General features: G+C 57.9%; 15 protein-coding genes. 6 read left to right on the top strand and 9 right to left on the bottom strand.

Going from position 1 to position 15,855, the window contains the following annotated elements:
• Positions 1 to 51 precede the first annotated feature (51 nt).
• Together ccoS and MUN82_RS14825 are read right to left on the bottom strand one after the other, a co-directional pair.
• Positions 52 to 198 (bottom strand): cbb3-type cytochrome oxidase assembly protein CcoS, encoded by a 147-nt coding sequence (gene ccoS, locus MUN82_RS14830; RefSeq protein ID WP_245091669.1) that lies wholly within the window; start codon positions 196 to 198, stop codon positions 52 to 54.
• Positions 195 to 2,618, bottom strand: a complete 2,424-nt coding sequence (locus MUN82_RS14825; protein ID WP_245091668.1) for a heavy metal translocating P-type ATPase — start codon at positions 2,616 to 2,618, stop codon at positions 195 to 197. Before MUN82_RS14825 ends, ccoS begins: the two co-directional genes overlap by 4 nt.
• 201 nt (positions 2,619 to 2,819) lie before the next feature.
• Here MUN82_RS14825 and MUN82_RS14820 point away from each other — a divergent pair, with 201 nt between their 5' ends.
• The 4 genes from MUN82_RS14820 to MUN82_RS14805 all read left to right on the top strand — a co-directional run bounded on the left by MUN82_RS14820 (position 2,820) and on the right by MUN82_RS14805 (position 5,531).
• Complete coding sequence (locus tag MUN82_RS14820; protein WP_245091667.1) at positions 2,820 to 3,215, top strand: group III truncated hemoglobin; 396 nt, start codon at positions 2,820 to 2,822, stop codon at positions 3,213 to 3,215.
• A gap of 54 nt (positions 3,216 to 3,269) precedes the next feature.
• Positions 3,270 to 3,656, top strand: a complete 387-nt coding sequence (locus tag MUN82_RS14815) for a group III truncated hemoglobin (RefSeq protein ID WP_245091665.1) — start codon at positions 3,270 to 3,272, stop codon at positions 3,654 to 3,656.
• A gap of 91 nt (positions 3,657 to 3,747) precedes the next feature.
• Entirely contained in the window at positions 3,748 to 4,686 is a 939-nt protein-coding gene (locus MUN82_RS14810; RefSeq protein WP_245091663.1) for a helix-turn-helix domain-containing protein, read from the top strand.
• Positions 4,687 to 4,778: 92 nt separating this feature from the next.
• Positions 4,779 to 5,531 (top strand): SDR family NAD(P)-dependent oxidoreductase, encoded by a 753-nt coding sequence (locus MUN82_RS14805; protein WP_245091661.1) that lies wholly within the window; start codon positions 4,779 to 4,781, stop codon positions 5,529 to 5,531.
• A 69-nt stretch (positions 5,532 to 5,600) separates the two neighbouring features.
• Here the strand turns inward: MUN82_RS14805 and MUN82_RS14800 are convergent, their stop codons facing one another.
• Together MUN82_RS14800 and MUN82_RS14795 are read right to left on the bottom strand one after the other, a co-directional pair.
• Positions 5,601 to 6,650: a response regulator gene (locus tag MUN82_RS14800; RefSeq protein WP_245091659.1), complete on the bottom strand. Its 1,050-nt coding sequence runs from the start codon at positions 6,648 to 6,650 to the stop codon at positions 5,601 to 5,603.
• Positions 6,628 to 8,232 (bottom strand): sensor histidine kinase, encoded by a 1,605-nt coding sequence (locus tag MUN82_RS14795; RefSeq protein WP_245091657.1) that lies wholly within the window; start codon positions 8,230 to 8,232, stop codon positions 6,628 to 6,630. The genes MUN82_RS14800 and MUN82_RS14795 overlap by 23 nt, the downstream gene beginning before the upstream one ends.
• A gap of 247 nt (positions 8,233 to 8,479) precedes the next feature.
• On the opposite strand from MUN82_RS14795, the gene MUN82_RS14790 reads away from it, so the two are divergent.
• Positions 8,480 to 8,827: a YbbN family protein gene (locus tag MUN82_RS14790; protein ID WP_245091655.1), complete on the top strand. Its 348-nt coding sequence runs from the start codon at positions 8,480 to 8,482 to the stop codon at positions 8,825 to 8,827.
• A gap of 89 nt (positions 8,828 to 8,916) precedes the next feature.
• On the opposite strand, the gene MUN82_RS14785 is transcribed toward MUN82_RS14790, so the two are convergent.
• Positions 8,917 to 9,525: a superoxide dismutase gene (locus MUN82_RS14785; RefSeq protein ID WP_245091653.1), complete on the bottom strand. Its 609-nt coding sequence runs from the start codon at positions 9,523 to 9,525 to the stop codon at positions 8,917 to 8,919.
• A gap of 127 nt (positions 9,526 to 9,652) precedes the next feature.
• Complete coding sequence (locus tag MUN82_RS14780) at positions 9,653 to 10,102, bottom strand: nucleoside deaminase (RefSeq protein ID WP_245091651.1); 450 nt, start codon at positions 10,100 to 10,102, stop codon at positions 9,653 to 9,655.
• 128 nt (positions 10,103 to 10,230) lie between these two features.
• Here MUN82_RS14780 and MUN82_RS14775 point away from each other — a divergent pair, with 128 nt between their 5' ends.
• On the top strand, positions 10,231 to 10,776 hold the full coding sequence (locus tag MUN82_RS14775; protein ID WP_245091649.1) for a YceI family protein: 546 nt from the start codon (positions 10,231 to 10,233) through the stop codon (positions 10,774 to 10,776).
• Between the two features lie 82 nt (positions 10,777 to 10,858).
• On the opposite strand, the gene MUN82_RS14770 is transcribed toward MUN82_RS14775, so the two are convergent.
• The 3 genes from MUN82_RS14770 to MUN82_RS14760 all read right to left on the bottom strand — a co-directional run bounded on the left by MUN82_RS14770 (position 10,859) and on the right by MUN82_RS14760 (position 15,808).
• On the bottom strand, positions 10,859 to 11,428 hold the full coding sequence (locus MUN82_RS14770; RefSeq protein WP_245091647.1) for a hypothetical protein: 570 nt from the start codon (positions 11,426 to 11,428) through the stop codon (positions 10,859 to 10,861).
• A 60-nt stretch (positions 11,429 to 11,488) separates the two neighbouring features.
• Positions 11,489 to 11,947 (bottom strand): hypothetical protein, encoded by a 459-nt coding sequence (locus MUN82_RS14765; RefSeq protein ID WP_245091645.1) that lies wholly within the window; start codon positions 11,945 to 11,947, stop codon positions 11,489 to 11,491.
• A gap of 240 nt (positions 11,948 to 12,187) precedes the next feature.
• Positions 12,188 to 15,808, bottom strand: coding sequence for an ABC transporter permease/M1 family aminopeptidase (locus tag MUN82_RS14760; RefSeq protein WP_245091643.1), 3,621 nt, complete (start codon positions 15,806 to 15,808; stop codon positions 12,188 to 12,190).
• Between the last annotated feature and the right edge of the window lie 47 nt (positions 15,809 to 15,855).

The following is a 15,855-nucleotide window of genomic DNA, read 5'->3' as shown; positions in this document are numbered from 1 at the left end:
GGTTGTTGCCCTACCCCTGACGGGACTTCAAGCCCCTGCCAGGGGTAGGGGTTACTCCGCCTCTTCCTCAAACAACACCCGCACCGAGGGCGTGTAGTCGTCGTCGTACTGTCCCGAGCGCACGGCCCACAGGAAGGCACCCAGGAACGTGAGCGCCACCGTAAGGCTGACGCCAATCAGAATGAAAATGATGTTCATAATGTGCGTTTGTAGGCTGCGTAGCGCACTAGCAGCGTCGAAAAGATCATCACGCTCAAGGAGCTGATGGGCATCAGAATGGCCGAGACGATGGGCGTAAACTTGCCCTGCACCGCCAGCCCCAGCCCGATGCCGTTGTAGCAGAACGATAGCACGAACGTGGCCAGCACGATTTGCAGGCAGTCCTGCGAAAAGCGCAGAAACGTGGCGAAACGGCCGAAGCTGCTGGCGTCCAGAATGGCGTCGCAGGCGGGGGAGAAATTGGTGAGGGTATCGGTGAGGGCAATGCCGGCGTCGGCTTGTTGCAGGGCGCCGGCGTCGTTCAATCCGTCGCCTACCATGAGCACGCGCCTACCTTGCTGACGCAGGGCGGCCACGTAGTCGAGCTTGTCTTGGGGCGACTGGTGGAAGCGCAACTCCGCCTTCGGCCCGAACAGTTCGCGCAGCCGGTCGCGCTCGGTGCTATTATCGCCGGACAGCACCGCCAAGTGGTAACGCTGGCTGAGGTCGGCGAGGATGGGTTGGAGGTCGTCGCGGTACACGTTGCGGAACACGTAGCAGCCCAGCGGTTCCCCATTCAGGGCCACGTACACGCGGGATTGAAGCTGGTCAACTTCTTCGGCCGCCTCCGGTGCACGGCGCTGGTCGCCGGCGAAAGCCGCCGAGCCTATCTTCACTTGCACGCCGTTTACTACCCCGCTCACCCCCTGGCCGGGGAGTTCGGTGAAGTTGTGAACGGCATAGCTTGCCGGACTCAGCTCCCGCGCCAGGCGCTGACTTAGCGGGTGCGTCGATTGGCGCACTACAGCCGCTACCAGCTGCGTTTCAGTGGTGGTCAGCGGCCGGCCGAGGTACTCTACCGTCGAGCGTTTTACCTCAGTGAGCGTGCCGGTTTTATCAAACACGATGGTATCGACGCGGCCTAGTGTTTCGACCACACCCGAGTTTTTGAGGTAGAACTTCAACCGCCCAAACGTGCGTAGTGCCGCGCCCAGGGCAAACGGCGTAGCCAGCGACAGGGCGCAGGGACAGGCAATGACCAGCACCGAAGTAAACGCCCGTAGCGCCATTTGCGGGTCGCGTGGGTACCAATACGCTACGGCGCCGGCGGCCAGCAGCAACGTCGCGGCCACAAAGTAGCGGCCCACCGTGTTGGCGTAGGTTTCCAGCGTTTGCTTCTCGGTTTTCTGAAAGGCAGGATTGTTCCAGAGCTGGGTGAGGTAGCCCTGCGACACTTCGCGCACTACTTCCAACTCCACCGCCTCGCCGGTTTGGCGGCCGCCGGCATACACCACCTCGCCCGCCACCTTCGCCACCGGCACGCTCTCGCCCGATACAAAGGAGTAGTCGATCTGCCCTGTGCCGCGCATCAGCATGGCATCGGCGGGAATTACCTCCTGGTGGCGCACCAGGATGCGCTGCCCTACCTTCAGTTCCTTCACCGATACTGACTGCTCGCCAATAGGAGTCAATAACGTGACGGCCACGGGGAAGTAGGAGGTGAAGTCACGGTCGAAGCGCAGGGCGTCGTAGGTGCGCTGCTGCACCCATTTGCCAATCAGCATAAAGAACACCAGGCCCGTAAACGAATCGAGGTAGCCGGGGCCGCGTTGCGTCAGAATATCGAATACGCTGGTCAAAAACAACGCGCTCAGACCCAGGCTGATCGGGAAATCGAGGTTGATGTAGCGCTGCCGCACACCCTGCCACGCCGACTGGAAGAAGCCCCGCGCACTATACAGCAGCACCGGCAAGCTCAGCAGCAGGCTGATGTAGCCGAAAAACCGCCCAAACTCGCCCTGCAATTGCTCCGTGAAGCTGAAGTAGTCGGGAAAAGCCAGCAGCATCACATTGCCGAAGCAGAAGCCCGCCAGCCCGAGTTGGTAGTACAGCCGCCGGTTGTGGTGATGAGGCTGGGCGCCCAGCTCGGCCAGCGTGATCTGCGGCTCGTAGCCCACGGCCGTGAGCAGCTTCACTACCTCTTTCAGCGATGTTCTTTCAGGTTGATAACTGATACTGATTTCCTTGCGCAGAAAATTCACCCGCGACTCCAGAATACCCGGATTCAGTTGGTAGAGCTTCTCCAGCAGCCAGATACACGAGGCGCAGTGCATCTGTGGAACCGTGAGCGTGAGCCGGGCCAGCGTATCCGACCGAAACGTGAGTAGCTGCGCCTGTACGGCTTCCGAATCGAGGTAGTCGAAACGGCCGGGCAGCTCCAGCGTTTTTACCTTCTGGCCGGGCCGCTCGTTGAGGGCATAGTAGGCGCACAGGTTGTTGGTTTGCAGCAACTCGTACACGGCCTTGCAGCCGGCACAGCAAAACGGCTGCTTATCGAGTAGGATAGCGTCGTTGGAGCATTCATCGCCGCAATGGGTGCAGGCAACGTGGGTAGGGACTTCGGGGGCAACAGCATTCATGCGCAAAGCGAGTCAGGCAGAAGAAAACCAAAGGTCCTGCTTCGGCTGTGCTTTGCAGATGACAAACGTCAGGGTAGGAGATGAGTAAGGTCATGGGAGCAACTGGCTTACTCGCTGACCTTTGGTTTGTGGCTGACGCCTGCCGGTTGGACGCTTGCAGGCGGCCACAACGGATTCACCTTATTCCCTACCCTCATGGCTATGCAAACCCTTCCCGACATCCGCACCGAAGCCGACATCACCACGCTCATCAACACTTTCTACGAAAAGGTAGGGCTCGACGAGCTGCTCGGCCCCATCTTCCAGGCCGATGCGCAGGTGCACTGGCCGCAGCCACTGTTCACCATGCAGGCCTTCTGGAAAAGGGTGCTGCTGAACACCGGTGGCGCCGATGGCTGGCCCTTTCCCGGCGGCTTGGTGCTACCCAACACGGGCGAGTATTTCCAGCGGTGGCGGCAGCTGTTTTTAGCCGCCGTAGAAGATAACTTCAACGGACCCATTGCTGAGGCTGCCAAGGCCAAAGCGCAGGAAATCGCGCGGATGTTTGAGTACAAGCGCCAACCACGCACGCTGCTTAGTTTTTTAAGAACTTTGTAAGAGGTAGGAGAGTTGTGCGCCTACCCTTGGCCTCAACTCGTTTTTTCTCGCGCCATGCCCACTCTAGCCGATATTCACACCGAAGCCGATATCAAGTTGCTCATCGACAGCTTCTATGATAAAGTAAACCAGGATGAGCTACTGGCGCCCATTTTCAACGGCGTGGCGCACGTGAATTGGGCTACCCATCTGCCCACCATGTACGACTTCTGGAGCAGCCTGCTGCTGGGCACCGGGCGCTACCGCGGCCGGCCGTTTCCCAAGCACCTGCCACTGCCCGTCGATGCCACGCATTTTCAGCGCTGGCTCACGCTGTTTCGTGCCACGGTAGACGAGCATTTCGCTGGCCCGAAGGCCGACGAAGCCAAGCAACGGGCGCTGAGTATTGCCACTGTATTTGAGTACCGCATTCGGCAGTACAACTCGCTGTCGATTCTGTAGCCCAGCGCGCAGTCAGGATGAGGGGTTGCAAAGGGTTAGCGTAGTTGCCTTTAAATAGCAGTACCTTTGATTTATACAAAGGCAGTCAGCTATGCATTCTCCTCTGCTCACCGAGTTTTACCAGGAACTTACCACCTGCACCGGCTCCGACCTAAATGCACTGCTACCCAGCGGCATTCAGCAGGAGGTAGGGCACTTCAACGTGTTTAACCTAGACGAACTATGGCAGCCCGCGCGCGAAAAACCCGCGGTGCCGTATGCCTGTCGGTCCTTTTACAAGATCAGCCTGCTTACCGGGCGCAGTCGGGTAGACTATCCCGACAAAAGCTTCGATCTGGAGCAGTCCACCTTGTTTTTCTCTGCCCCCCAAACGCCGCACTACTGGTTGCCAGAAGAAAGACAAAGCGGGTATTTCTGCGTGTTCACGCCGGAGTTTCTGCTGCCGGCCAAAAGCGGGGTAGTGCTCGAAGAGCTGCCGCTTTTCAAAGCAGAAGGCTACCCCGTTTTCCAACTGTCGGAGGAGGTAGGGGCCCGCGTGCAGTCGGTTTTCCAGCGAATGGAGGAGGAAATGGCTTCCGATTACGCTTATAAGTACGACCTGCTGCGCACCTACGTGCTTGAACTGATTCATCTGGGGCAGAAGCTGCAACCGGCCACCGCGCTGCACCCCGTGCATAGTGCGGCGGCTCGCCTCTCCTCGTTGTTTGCGGAGCTGCTGGAACGGCAGTTTCCGCTCGAAACGCCGCAGCAGCAACTCCGCCTGCGCACAGCCAAAGACTACGCCGACCACCTGGCCGTGCACGTCAACCACCTCAACAAAGTACTGAAGGAAACCACCGGCCGCACCACCACCGACTTGCTCGGGACGCGCATTGCGCAGGAGGCGCAAACCCTGCTGCGGCAAACGCACTGGACGATGGCAGAAATTGCGGATAGCCTAGGCTTTACCGACGTGGCTCACTTCTCCCATTTCTTTAAGCGCCACACATTGGTAACGCCCGGCGCGTTCCGAGGCTTGGAAGTAGTTTGATTTCTACATAAAATAGATTGCCTTGCGCAAGTTGGGGTAGGGGTGGCTGCCGGACCTTTGTCGTGTTCTATTCAACACGTCAACTCCATCAGATGACAACTTCCAAAATAGCTTTGGTAACCGGCGGCAGCCGGGGCTTAGGCAAAAACATTGCGCTGAGCCTGGCGCAAAAAGGCATCGACGTACTGCTCACCTACCACAGCCAGCAAGCCGACGCGGCCGCCGTGGTAGCCGAAATAGAAGCACTGGGCCGCAAGGCCGTGGCCCTGCAACTCAACACCGCCGACGTCAGCAGCTTCGACGCTTTCTTCGCGCAATTGCCGGAGACCTTGCAGGCCACTTTCGGCACTACGCGCTTTGATTTTCTCATCAACAACGCTGGCACCAGCCTGCAAACTCCCTTTGCCGATACCACGGAGGCGCAGTTTGATGAGATGCTGAATATTCACCTTAAAGGCGTATTCTTCCTCACGCAGAAGGCGCTGCCGTTGCTCCAGGATGGCGGGCGCATCATCAATATGTCGTCGGCCACCACGCGTATTTCCTACCCTGGCGCATCGGCGTATGCTATTATGAAGGGCGCGGTGGATGTGCTCACGCGATATATGGCCGTAGAGCTAGGCGCGCGGGGCATTGCCGTGAACGTGGTAGCACCGGGGGCCATCTTCGGGGGCGGGGCCATGACCGACACGCCAGAAATACGGGCGTACGTGACCCAGATGACTGCCCTCGGCCGGCCAGGCCTGCCCGACGACGTAGGCGGGGTAGTGGCTTTCCTGTGCACCGAAGACGCGAAGTGGCTCAACGGCCAGCGCCTCGAACTGACCGGTGGCGTAAGCTTATAACCAGTTAATTGGCAATAAAAAGACGCACCCCTGGCAGAGCTTTAAGCGCCTGTCAGGGGTGCGCGTTGGTTACCAATTGGCCGTCCGCAGCTTGTCGGGCTGCACTACCCTAATGCCTTGGGGCGTCAGGTCCACATAGCCGGATTGGCGGAACTCGCTTAGGGTCCGAATCAGCGACTCAGAAGCGGTACCGACCATGGCGGCCATGTCGTCGCGGGAGAGTTGGATGAGCGGGGCACTGTCGGTGGTTTGCTCGTGCAGGTGCAGCAGCGTGTCGGCCACGCGGCGGCGGATGGAGTTGTAGGCCATGTCCAGCAACTGCTGTTCTCGCTCGCTCACGCGTCCGGCCAGCAGGCGAATAAATTGCTGCCCTACCTCGGCATTGCGGGTGAGCAGTTGCAGAAAGTCGTGCTTCGGGATATACACCAGTTCGGCATCGTCGAGGGCTACGGCCGAGTCATCGTAGGCGGTTTGCGTGAGTAGGGACAGGTAGCCGAAAAAGTCGCCGGGGTGGTAGAGGCCCGTAATCAGCTCCTTGCCCGCGTTGGTGGTTTTTACCGTTTTCACTCTACCCGCTTTCAGGAAATACAGCCGAATAGGCTCGTCGCCTTCCACGTAAATATCCTGCTTGCGGCGCACGGTGTGCACGCGCCGGTCGGCCGACAGGCTTTCCAGGTTGCCTACCGCCTGAGCATCGTTCAGGAACTCGGTCAGGCCCTCGGCTTGTAGGTTGTACTCGGCTTTGAGGTGCTGAAAGCGGTTCAGGCGGCTTGTGATGGCGCTCAGCAGCTCGGTTTCGTCGAAGGGCTTGGTGAGGTAGTCGTCGGCGCCAAGCTCCATGCCACGGCGCAGGTCGGTACGCTCGGTTTTGGCGGTCAGGAAGATGAATGGCACACCCGAAAGCTGCGGATTCTGGTTGAAGATATGCAGCACTCCGTAGCCATCCAGCACGGGCATCATAATGTCGCAAATCACCAGATCGGGCTTGGTAGCTAGGGCCTGTTCTACGCCTACCTTGCCGTTTTCGGCCGTGACAACGGCGTAGCCCGCCAGCTCCAGAATCTCGGCCGTGTTTTCGCGTAGTGCCTCGTTGTCCTCAATCAGCAGAATGGTTTTCATAGGGAATAGTAAGCGTGACTGTGGTGCCCACGTGCAGCTCGCTGTGCAGGGCAATGGTGCCGCCCAGCAGCTGTAGGTAGCTGGCCACAATGTAGAGCCCCAGCCCAGTGCCGGGCAGGTTGGTGACGTTGCGGGCGCGAAAAAACCGCTCGAATAAGTGTTCCTGGTCTTCCTGCGAAATGCCCATGCCCTGGTCCTGCACCGTGAGCGTGAGCTGGTTCCCCACGCAGACGGCCTGCACCGTCACCACCGAGTTTTCGCCGGAATACTTAATGGCATTGGAAAGCAGATTCACCAGAATCTTGCGGAGCAGCGACGTATCCAGCCAAATGGGTTGGGCGCAGTGCAACTCGGTCTGCACGGTTTGGCCGGCTTTCAGCAATCCTTGCACGTCCTGAATGGTTTCGGTGAGGAGGGCGTCGAGCAGCAGGCGCACTGGTTTGGCCTCAATCCTACCTTCCTCAATGCGGCCCACCGACAGAAATTCTTCCAGAATATCGTTGAGGTGGCGCACCGAGCCGCGAATGCGCTGCAAGTGCTTTTGGCGCTTGTCCTGCTGGTCAGTGTGGGGGTATTTCTCGATGAGGGTAGCCGAGGTGAGTACGGCCGTGAGCGGGGTGCGGAACTCGTGCGAAGCCATGCTTACGAAGCGTGACTTCAGCTCGCCCAGCTCCTGCTCGGCGGCCAGGGCGCGGGTCAGCTCGTCGGTACGTTGCTCTAGCTGCTCCAACGTGTTTAGTAGGGCGTGGGTGCGGTCGGCTACCTTCTGCTCTAGCTCCGTGTTCAGGCGCTCCACGTACTGGCGCTGGGCAATCAGCTCGCGCTCGGCATTCTTTTTAAAGGTGATGTCGACGATGTAGGACACTACGTACAGCTCCTCATCCAGGTAGAAGTAGCTGAGGCTGATTTCGGTAGGGAACTCGCTGCCGTCTTTGCGGCGGGCCAGCAGGTCGCCGCGGTGGGCGCCCATCGCCCGCACCGAGGGCTGGGCGTTGAAAGAATGGCGCAACTGCTCGTGTCGGTGGGCTACGGAGTGGGGCACCAGCACCTCAATGGGCTGGCCCAGCAGTTCATCCTCCGGATACCCAAACAGCTGATGGGAAGTACGATTGGCCGACACGATTTCGCCCGCCCGATTGCACATGATAATCCCGATGGTGGCGTTGGCTACCACCGCCTCGAAGCGGCGCACACTCTGGGCCAGTTCGCGCTCGGCCTGATGCAAGCGGCTTTGCTCCATGAGGCGCACCAATAGGTAGGGCTTTTGCTCAGAGATGAAAGCCGTTAGCTCAATACGCGCCCAGAACGAAGTGCCCTGCAGACGGCTGATTTCTGCTTCTATTTCGTAGTGGCCTTGCCGCTGAGCTATTTCCTGTAAGTGCTGCCAGTCTACGGCAGCCAGCGGCTGAGAAGAGTCTGAGGCAGTTAGCAGAGCCTGCTCCGAGGGGTAGCCCAACAAGTGTATCCCCGCCGGATTAACCTGCACAAACCAGCCGAGCGCCACGTCATATACTCCCACGAATTCCTTGGCCTGGTTGAACAGAATATCCGTCAGAATAGGTGTAAAGGAGGTTGATAGCATAGGGTAGGAAGGTGGGCTAGGGTAGGCAGTTGTATTGCTACAAGGTCGTTATTTCAGCAGGACATTATTTCGGCCACTAGCCGAAATAATGTCCTGCTATATGCTATTTGGGTCAATGTTCAGCAGGTCAAAGTTCAGCATAAATTGGGTGGAAGCTGCATGACAAATATCAGGTGACCAGCTGACCACCCTCAGGAGAAAGGGTAGACGGTAGACGCAATTTTACGGCAGTATCTAGCATTCTGCCGTGACGTTCGTTTCTCAACTCTCTCCGCCGCCGCACACCACCGACACTGCCGTGCTGCTGGTGCTGCTCCCAATCACTACCAACGATAGTCGGCAGCAGCACCGAATTCGGGTGGCTCTGGAGCAGTTGCAGCAGCAACTCAGCCCGGCTATTCGGGTGCTCAAAATCGACGAAGCCACGCATCCGGCGGTGGTGCACAGCTTCCATGCCCAGCAGCTGCCCGCGTGCGTGCTGGTGCGGCAAGGCGTGGAGCTATGGCGGCAGCAAGGCCTGCCAGATGCCGAGAACGAGGTAGCTCTGCTACTTTCAAAGCTAACCTACAATGACCCTACCTGCACAGTCTCCTAATAATGGGCACGACATAGGTAGGAAAAGAAAAAAGCCCTTTTGCATTACGCAAAAGGGCTTTTTTATAGAATAACTAACCAGGCTACTACTTAGCTAGCAGCCGAGAAGCGCTTGTTCACTTCATCCCAGTTGATGAGGTTGTAGAAGGCCGCGATGTAGTCGGGGCGCTTGTTTTGGTACTTCAGGTAGTAGGAGTGCTCCCACACGTCGAGGCCCAGGATGGGAGTGCCGTTGCAGCCGGTGTCGGGCATCAGGGGGTTGTCCTGGTTGGGGGTAGAGCAGATTTGCAGCGAGCCATCGGCCTGCTTGCACAGCCACGCCCAGCCCGAGCCGAAGCGGGTAGTAGCAGCTTTAGTGAATTCTTCCTTGAATTTCTCGTAGCTGCCAAATGCCTTGTTGATAGCCTCAGCTACAGCACCCGTGGGCTCACCGCCACCGTTGGGCGACAGGATGGTCCAGAACAGCGAGTGGTTCCAGTGGCCGCCGCCGTTGTTGCGCACCGCGATAGGAGCCGTAGCAATGTTCTGCATCAGGTCTTCCAGCGACTTGCCTTCCAGTTCGGTGCCAGCAATGGCGTTGTTCAGGTTGGTTACGTAGGCCTGATGGTGCTTAGTATGGTGGATTTCCATCGTCTGCGCATCGAAAGAAGGCTCCAGCGCGTCGTAGGCGTAGGGTAGTGCGGGCAGTTCAAAAGCCATAGGAGTAGGATTGGGTGTGAAAAAATGCGGAAGGCCGAGCGGCTTTCCACTATCATAACCGCCAGATAGGGTAGGGGGTTACAAAAAAAGACCCCCGGCACTACTAGCGCGGTCAAATATAGTGCGATTAAGATTTACGCTTGCGAGCGAAGAATTCGCGTAGCAGCTGGCTGCTTTCCTCGGCCAGTACGCCGCTTACTACTTCGGCGCGGGGGTGCAATAGGTGACCGTGCCGGCGGTAGCCTACTTTGGGTTCGTCGGCGCCGTACACCACGCGCCGTACCTGCGCCCAGGCCGTGGCGCCGGCACACATCACGCAAGGCTCCACCGTCACATAGAGCGTACAATCGGCCAGATACTTATTGCCTACGTGGTTGGCGGCGGCCGTGAGGGCTAGCATTTCGGCGTGAGCCGTCACATCGCGTAGCTTCTCGGTTTGGTTGTAGGCGCGGGCAATGATCTGGCGCTCTAGCACCACCACCGCGCCAATCGGGATTTCATCCTCGGCTAAGGCATAGCGGGCTTGCTTGAGTGCCTCGCGCATGTAGTGGTCGTCGTTGAGCAGGGAAAGCGTCATGGCGTCAAAAGTAAAACCGGTGCGCAGAGCAAAAAGAAAAAAAATATATGTAGGTACATTGATTTGTTGAAATATGTACCTACATTTGTTGCGTCAACATCGCAATCCACATTCTCATCCCTCTTATTATGGCTACGACCAACTGGACCCTCGATCCCATGCACTCTGAAGTGCAGTTCAAAGTAAAGCACTTGGTTATCTCTACCGTGACTGGCAACTTCAAGAAGTTCGAAGGTTCGGCGGTAACCGAAGGCGACACGTTCGAGGATGCCAAAATCAACTTCACGCTCGACGTAAACAGCATCGATACCAACCAGGAGGCTCGCGACCAGCACCTGAAGGCCGAGGACTTCTTCAATGCTGCGCAGTATCCGAACATCAAGTTCGAGTCGACTTCCTTCAAAAAAGCCAGCAACGACACGTATAAGCTGCAAGGCAACCTCACGGTGAAAGACGTAACCAAGCCCGTAACGCTGGACGTAGAGCACGGCGGCACCGCCACCGACTTCTACGGCAACCTGAAAGCTGGCTTTGATGTAACCGGCAAAATCAACCGCAAAGAGTTTGGCCTGACCTGGGACGGCGTAACCGAAGCCGGCAGCATTGTAGTAGGCGAAGATATCAAGCTGGTTATCAGCGTACAGTTTGCCAAGCAAGTAGAAGCTGCTGCATAGTTTCTCTCATTCTGATGCACACATCAAAAAAGCCACTCCTGAAAAGGAGTGGCTTTTTTGTGCGCTGTCTGCGGGAAAAAGGTTACTTCAAGGCCACACTTTCCATCACCTCGCGGGCGGTGGGTTGCCACTGGGCCTGCTCGTCGGCGGGAGCGGTGAAGGTGAAGATGTACTGTTGGTCGCCCTCAATGGCGTATTGCACCAGTTGGTAGCGCCGAATGGGCGCCATGTTGCTACCCCGGCGCGTGTCGTTCACCGTCGAGACAAACTCCAGCACCACAAAATCGCGCTTGTTGATGGTGCGGATATCCTCAGCCAGGAACTGCACCTTGGAGTACATATTCTGAATGCTGGCCTTGTAAATCTTCACCAGCAGGGCGTAGTCGCGGTTGCTGAAGGAGGTAGGCTTCTGTGTCACGCTGAAATCGACGCGGCCGCTGGGGTTGCTGAACGCGCCCAAAGGGCGGCGCTGGGCCGGAAACTTAGCTGCAATACCGTCGTCGGGGAGAGGCGCGAACGTGTCGGGCACGCCTACCGTCAGGTTCTTGGCGATGGTGGTTTTGCGCAGCTTGGGCGGCGAAACGAAGGCCGTAAGTACCACGAGAAAGAGTAGGGGAGCCAGACGGCCAAGAAAACGAGTTGCTTGCATCATATGAAGACAAAAGTAGGGTAAGAACAGAAACGGCGCGGCACTAGTGCCGCGCCGTTTCTGTTAGCGCCGTTTTTTGGTAGTTGCCAGGGTAGGATACTTCACGCGCACCTTCTTCCAGTAGACGTAGTTGCCGGTTTTGGCCTCCACTAGGTACGTACCCGCCGGAATACGACCCAGCGACACCGGCTGCCCTGTGTTGTTCTGCGGATCGAGAGCTGTGGTGTAAATAGGCTGATTCCGGTAGTTGGTCATCACCAGCGTACCGGGCTTGGTGAACTGCTGCGTGAAGCTGAGCATAATCGTTTGCCCGTCAGAGGTAGGGAATATATCAATGCCCGATAGAGTCTCCACGCGCTTGATAGGGCCATCGAGCACGATGGGCTCCACGTCGGTTTTCGCTTTGACGACGGTGCCGTTTTCGGCCTTCGTCTTGGTTTTGACTTTGGTGGGAGTTTGAGCCTGGGCAGCTGAAATAGTGAGGAAGGCAACGGCGAGAGACAGAAAGGCGGAGCGTTTCATGGGTAGGGAAAAACAGAAGTAGCCGGGAAAACAAAGTCGTTTCCCGGCTACTTGCAGAAGTTGGGCCAAATGTGGTTTATCCAAGCATTATTTGTTATTACCCAGCTGTTACCGTCCGCCTGTCATCCTGAACGCAGTGAAGAACCTTATCACATGTAAACGACTTGAGTAACAACGACTCGTTCTCGCGTGATAAGGTCCTTCACTGCGTTCAGGATGACAGAAAAACAAACGCTTCCCCTACTTCTCAACCGTCACATCCTTCAGATTATCGCTCGGCGTTCTGTCAATCAATAGGTTATAAGGGTCGATGCCGGCTTTGGCGGGCTTCTCAGGTACCGTCACACTGATGCGGGTCGTGCCGGGGCGGAAGCGGCGCTTCTGACGGTAGAGCGTCACGTCTTGCCATTGGCCGTTGATTTTCTTGCGGGCCAGCACGCCCACATCAATCAGGTCATCCATGTTCTTCGCGGGCGTTTCGTTGCCAAGGCTGTCAGCGTATACTTTCTTGGCACTCAATACCATGTCTACGCGGTACTGGCCGTTAGGCAGCTTGCGAGCCGTCACAGAATCGGCGCGGTTCTCATACAGCGTGATGCGCTCGAACATATCCGTGATGAGGTACTGCAACGAATCGGGCGTGACTTGGCGCAGGTGGCGCACCAAATCTAGCGAGGTGGTGTAGGGCGGCTCCTGGTACTGCACCTCCTTGATGTAGTCGGAAAGCGCTTGGTTTACCTTGTCCTCGCCAATGTAGTCGGCCAGGGCGTACATCACCACCGAGCCTTTGCGGTAATGGATATACTGCTGATTTTCTACTTTATACAGCGGCTGCTCGGCAATGCGCTCTTGGGCGCGGCCGCCCAAGTAGCTGTCCATTTCGTACTTCAGAAACTTGCGCATCATGGCCTCGCCGTACTTCTGCTTCATCACCATGAGAGCCGAATACTGGGCCAGCGTTTCCACCATCAGCGTCGAGCCTTGCGCATCGGCCCCGATTACCTGGTGCGCCCACCACTGGTGCGCTACCTCGTGGGCCGTCACGTAGTAGGGGTAGTCCACGTCGTCGGGGTTGGTGGTATCCACTTTGGCAATGAAGCCGATGCCCTCCGAAAACGGAATAGTGTTGGGAAACGACTGCGCGAAGCTGCTGTACCCCGGAAACTCCACAATGCGCACCTGCCGGTGCTGGTAGGGGCTGAAGTTTTTGGAATAATAGGCCAAGCCATCCTTCACACCCCGAATCATGCGGTCGAGGTTGTACTCGTGGCCAGGCTGGTAATAGATGGCAATGTCCACGTTGTTCCACTTGGCCCGGCGCACCGCATAGCGCGCCGACTGAAACGAGTAGAAATTCAGAATCGGCGCGTCCATAGCGTAGCGGAAGTAGCGGCGGCCGCCTTCCTGCCACTCCTTTTGGAGGTAGCCCGGTGACAGTGCAATCTGGTCGGGCGTGGTGCTGACGGTAGCTGTGAAGCGCACCCAGTCGGCATCGTGGGCAATGTATGTGTTCTGGCGGGCGGCCGTGTCGCCCAGCGCGCGCATGCGCGGCTTAGGCTGGAGGCCGTACTTTTTGCGGGCGCCTTCCTCGCTTAGCTCGTTGCCTTCGCTGTAGCCCAGGTGGGGCATCATGCCACTATTGATAAAGGTGCCATTCTCTACAATGTTGGTGCGGCGCGTGCTATTCTCGAAGCCCGGCGCGGCGTAGTACAGGTCGAAAGAGAGGGGGAGGGAGTCGCCGGGAGCCAGGGGGCGGGGTAGGCGCTGCACGTAGAGGCCCTGGATAGAGTCGGCCAGTACGTTGCGGGCGCCGGGGCCGGCTTGCAGCTTCCGGATGCGGGCCGTGTTCAGTACATCCAGCACCACTGAGTCAATAGGCTGCTGGGTTTTGTTGAGCACCCAATATTGCCCGTGCGCTCGTGCCTCTTGTCGCTCCGGAAACAAATCGACCTGCACGTTCACGGCCACAATGCGCGGCTGGGGTAGGCGCTGGAGGCGCTTGTACTGCTTTTCATAAGCTACGCGGTCTTGTTCGTCTTGCTTGCCGGTGCGGTACTTATTGAGCACGTTGGTGTTGTAGAAAATCCACGCGCCCAGCCCCACAAACGCCAGCAGCGCCAGTGTGAGCGTGACTTTGGCCGGAGTGCTGAAACGCCGTTGCGCAAGCTGCTGCCGGGTAGCCCAGGTGGTTTCGGTGCCGCGCACCCATAGCAAGTTGGCCCCCACCGCCAGGGCCACGGCTAGCGCCGCCCAGTAGCTTTTAAACCAGAAGTACGGCCCAATGAAATGCCCAAATCCATTAAGCGCCGAGTAACGCACGCCGGGGTCGGAGCCGTAGAGCAGCAGGTTGTGCTCTAGCCCTACCTGCCCGGCAACAAAGGCCACGAACATATAGTAGAGTATCATCACGAGGTGGCCCAGGTACTTGTTGTTGACAACAACTTGCACCACCACCGCTAGCACCACCAGCAGCCAGTAGTCTAGCAGCTTCAGCCCAAACAGCCAGCGCAGGTACAGCCCAATTTCCAGGTTATAATAGCCATACGAAAGCTGCGTGAGCACCCCAAACACCAGCACCACCACCAGCAATACCACCGGCACGAGTAGCAGCGCTACCAGCTTCGAGGCCAGCGGCACCCAGTTCGGAATGGGTAGGGCGTCGTAGAGCTGATTCATGTGGGCATCCCGCTCGCGCCACACCAGTTCCCCGGCGTAGAAGGTAATGATAGCCAGCAGAAACAGCGTAAACGAGCCCGATAAAATCTCGATTACCTGGCCCGTTACAGGGTACGTCTGAGTGTCGTAGATCTTGCCGATTTGCAGGGCCGAGGCGAGTAGAAACGCCAAGCCCGCCACCACAATAGCAATAAAGTAAGGACTGCGCAGCACGTCGCGCAGCTCCTGCCACGTCAGGCGGGCCCACTGCCGCAGGTGCTGGCTGGTGCCGAAATCCTGCTGCACCTGGGGTAGTACCAGTGTGCCCACCGGCTGCACCGCTTGGCCCACCTCTTCGGGCCGCAGACGGCGCAAGCGTACTGTGTCTACGCTTTGCCCAAATCGGAACCGCAGGTAGCAAAATGCCACCAGCAGCAGCCCCACGCCCAACCATAGCAGGCGGTTGAGGCCCAGTAGCCCGGTAGGCGCAATTAGGCGGGTGTTTTTCTCGGCGGGCGTCCAGTACTTCGTGAGCAGGGACAGCGCCCCGTTGCCCATGGGGTCGAGTAGGGACGCCAGGGTTTTGTTGTCGAGGTCGGAGAGCTGACTTTGGGCCGTGAAGTAGAGCACCAGAAACACGATGCTGCCCACGTAGGTGCTCAGCGCCTGCCGCGTGAGGGTAGCCAGCACAAAGAAAATGGCCCCGGCAAACAACGTATTCGGCAGCACAAACGTGAGGTAGGGCATCAGGTAGGCACCCACCTGCGACGGTCCTACCTTGGTCGGGTTGATGCCCGGAAACAGCGTGCCAATCCACAGGCCTACCCCAATGCCGCTGAGTACCAACAACGTAACGAGCAGCGTTCCGAAGAAGCGTCCGCCCAAATAGCCGGCCTTGCTAATAGGCGCCGTGTAAAGCAGCGGGTGCATGCGGCTGTCGAAATCGCGCAGCACAGCCGGCCCAAACATGGCCGAGATAATCAGCACACCCGGCACAATGGTGAGTACACTAATCAAGCCGTTCAGCGCAAACGGCGAGTTGATGTACACCTTGCTGTTGCCCACCGAAGCCGTGACGCCTTCAAAGAAACCGCCCGTCATCAGCATCAGTAGTAAACTGATAGCGAGTAGGATAGCAAAATAAATATACGTAGCCGGCCGTCGGAGCCGGTACCAGAGTTCAAACTTGAGAATAGCGAGAAACATGGAAGAGGAAAGTCGAAAGGAGAGTGACTAGAAAGAAAGCTAGGAGC

It is taken from the genome of Hymenobacter aerilatus, assembly GCF_022921095.1.
In the GTDB taxonomy this organism is placed as follows: Bacteria; Bacteroidota; Bacteroidia; order Cytophagales; family Hymenobacteraceae; genus Hymenobacter; species Hymenobacter aerilatus.
Note: the sequence above shows the minus strand (reverse complement) of the source record. Positions and strands in the feature narration are given on the sequence as shown.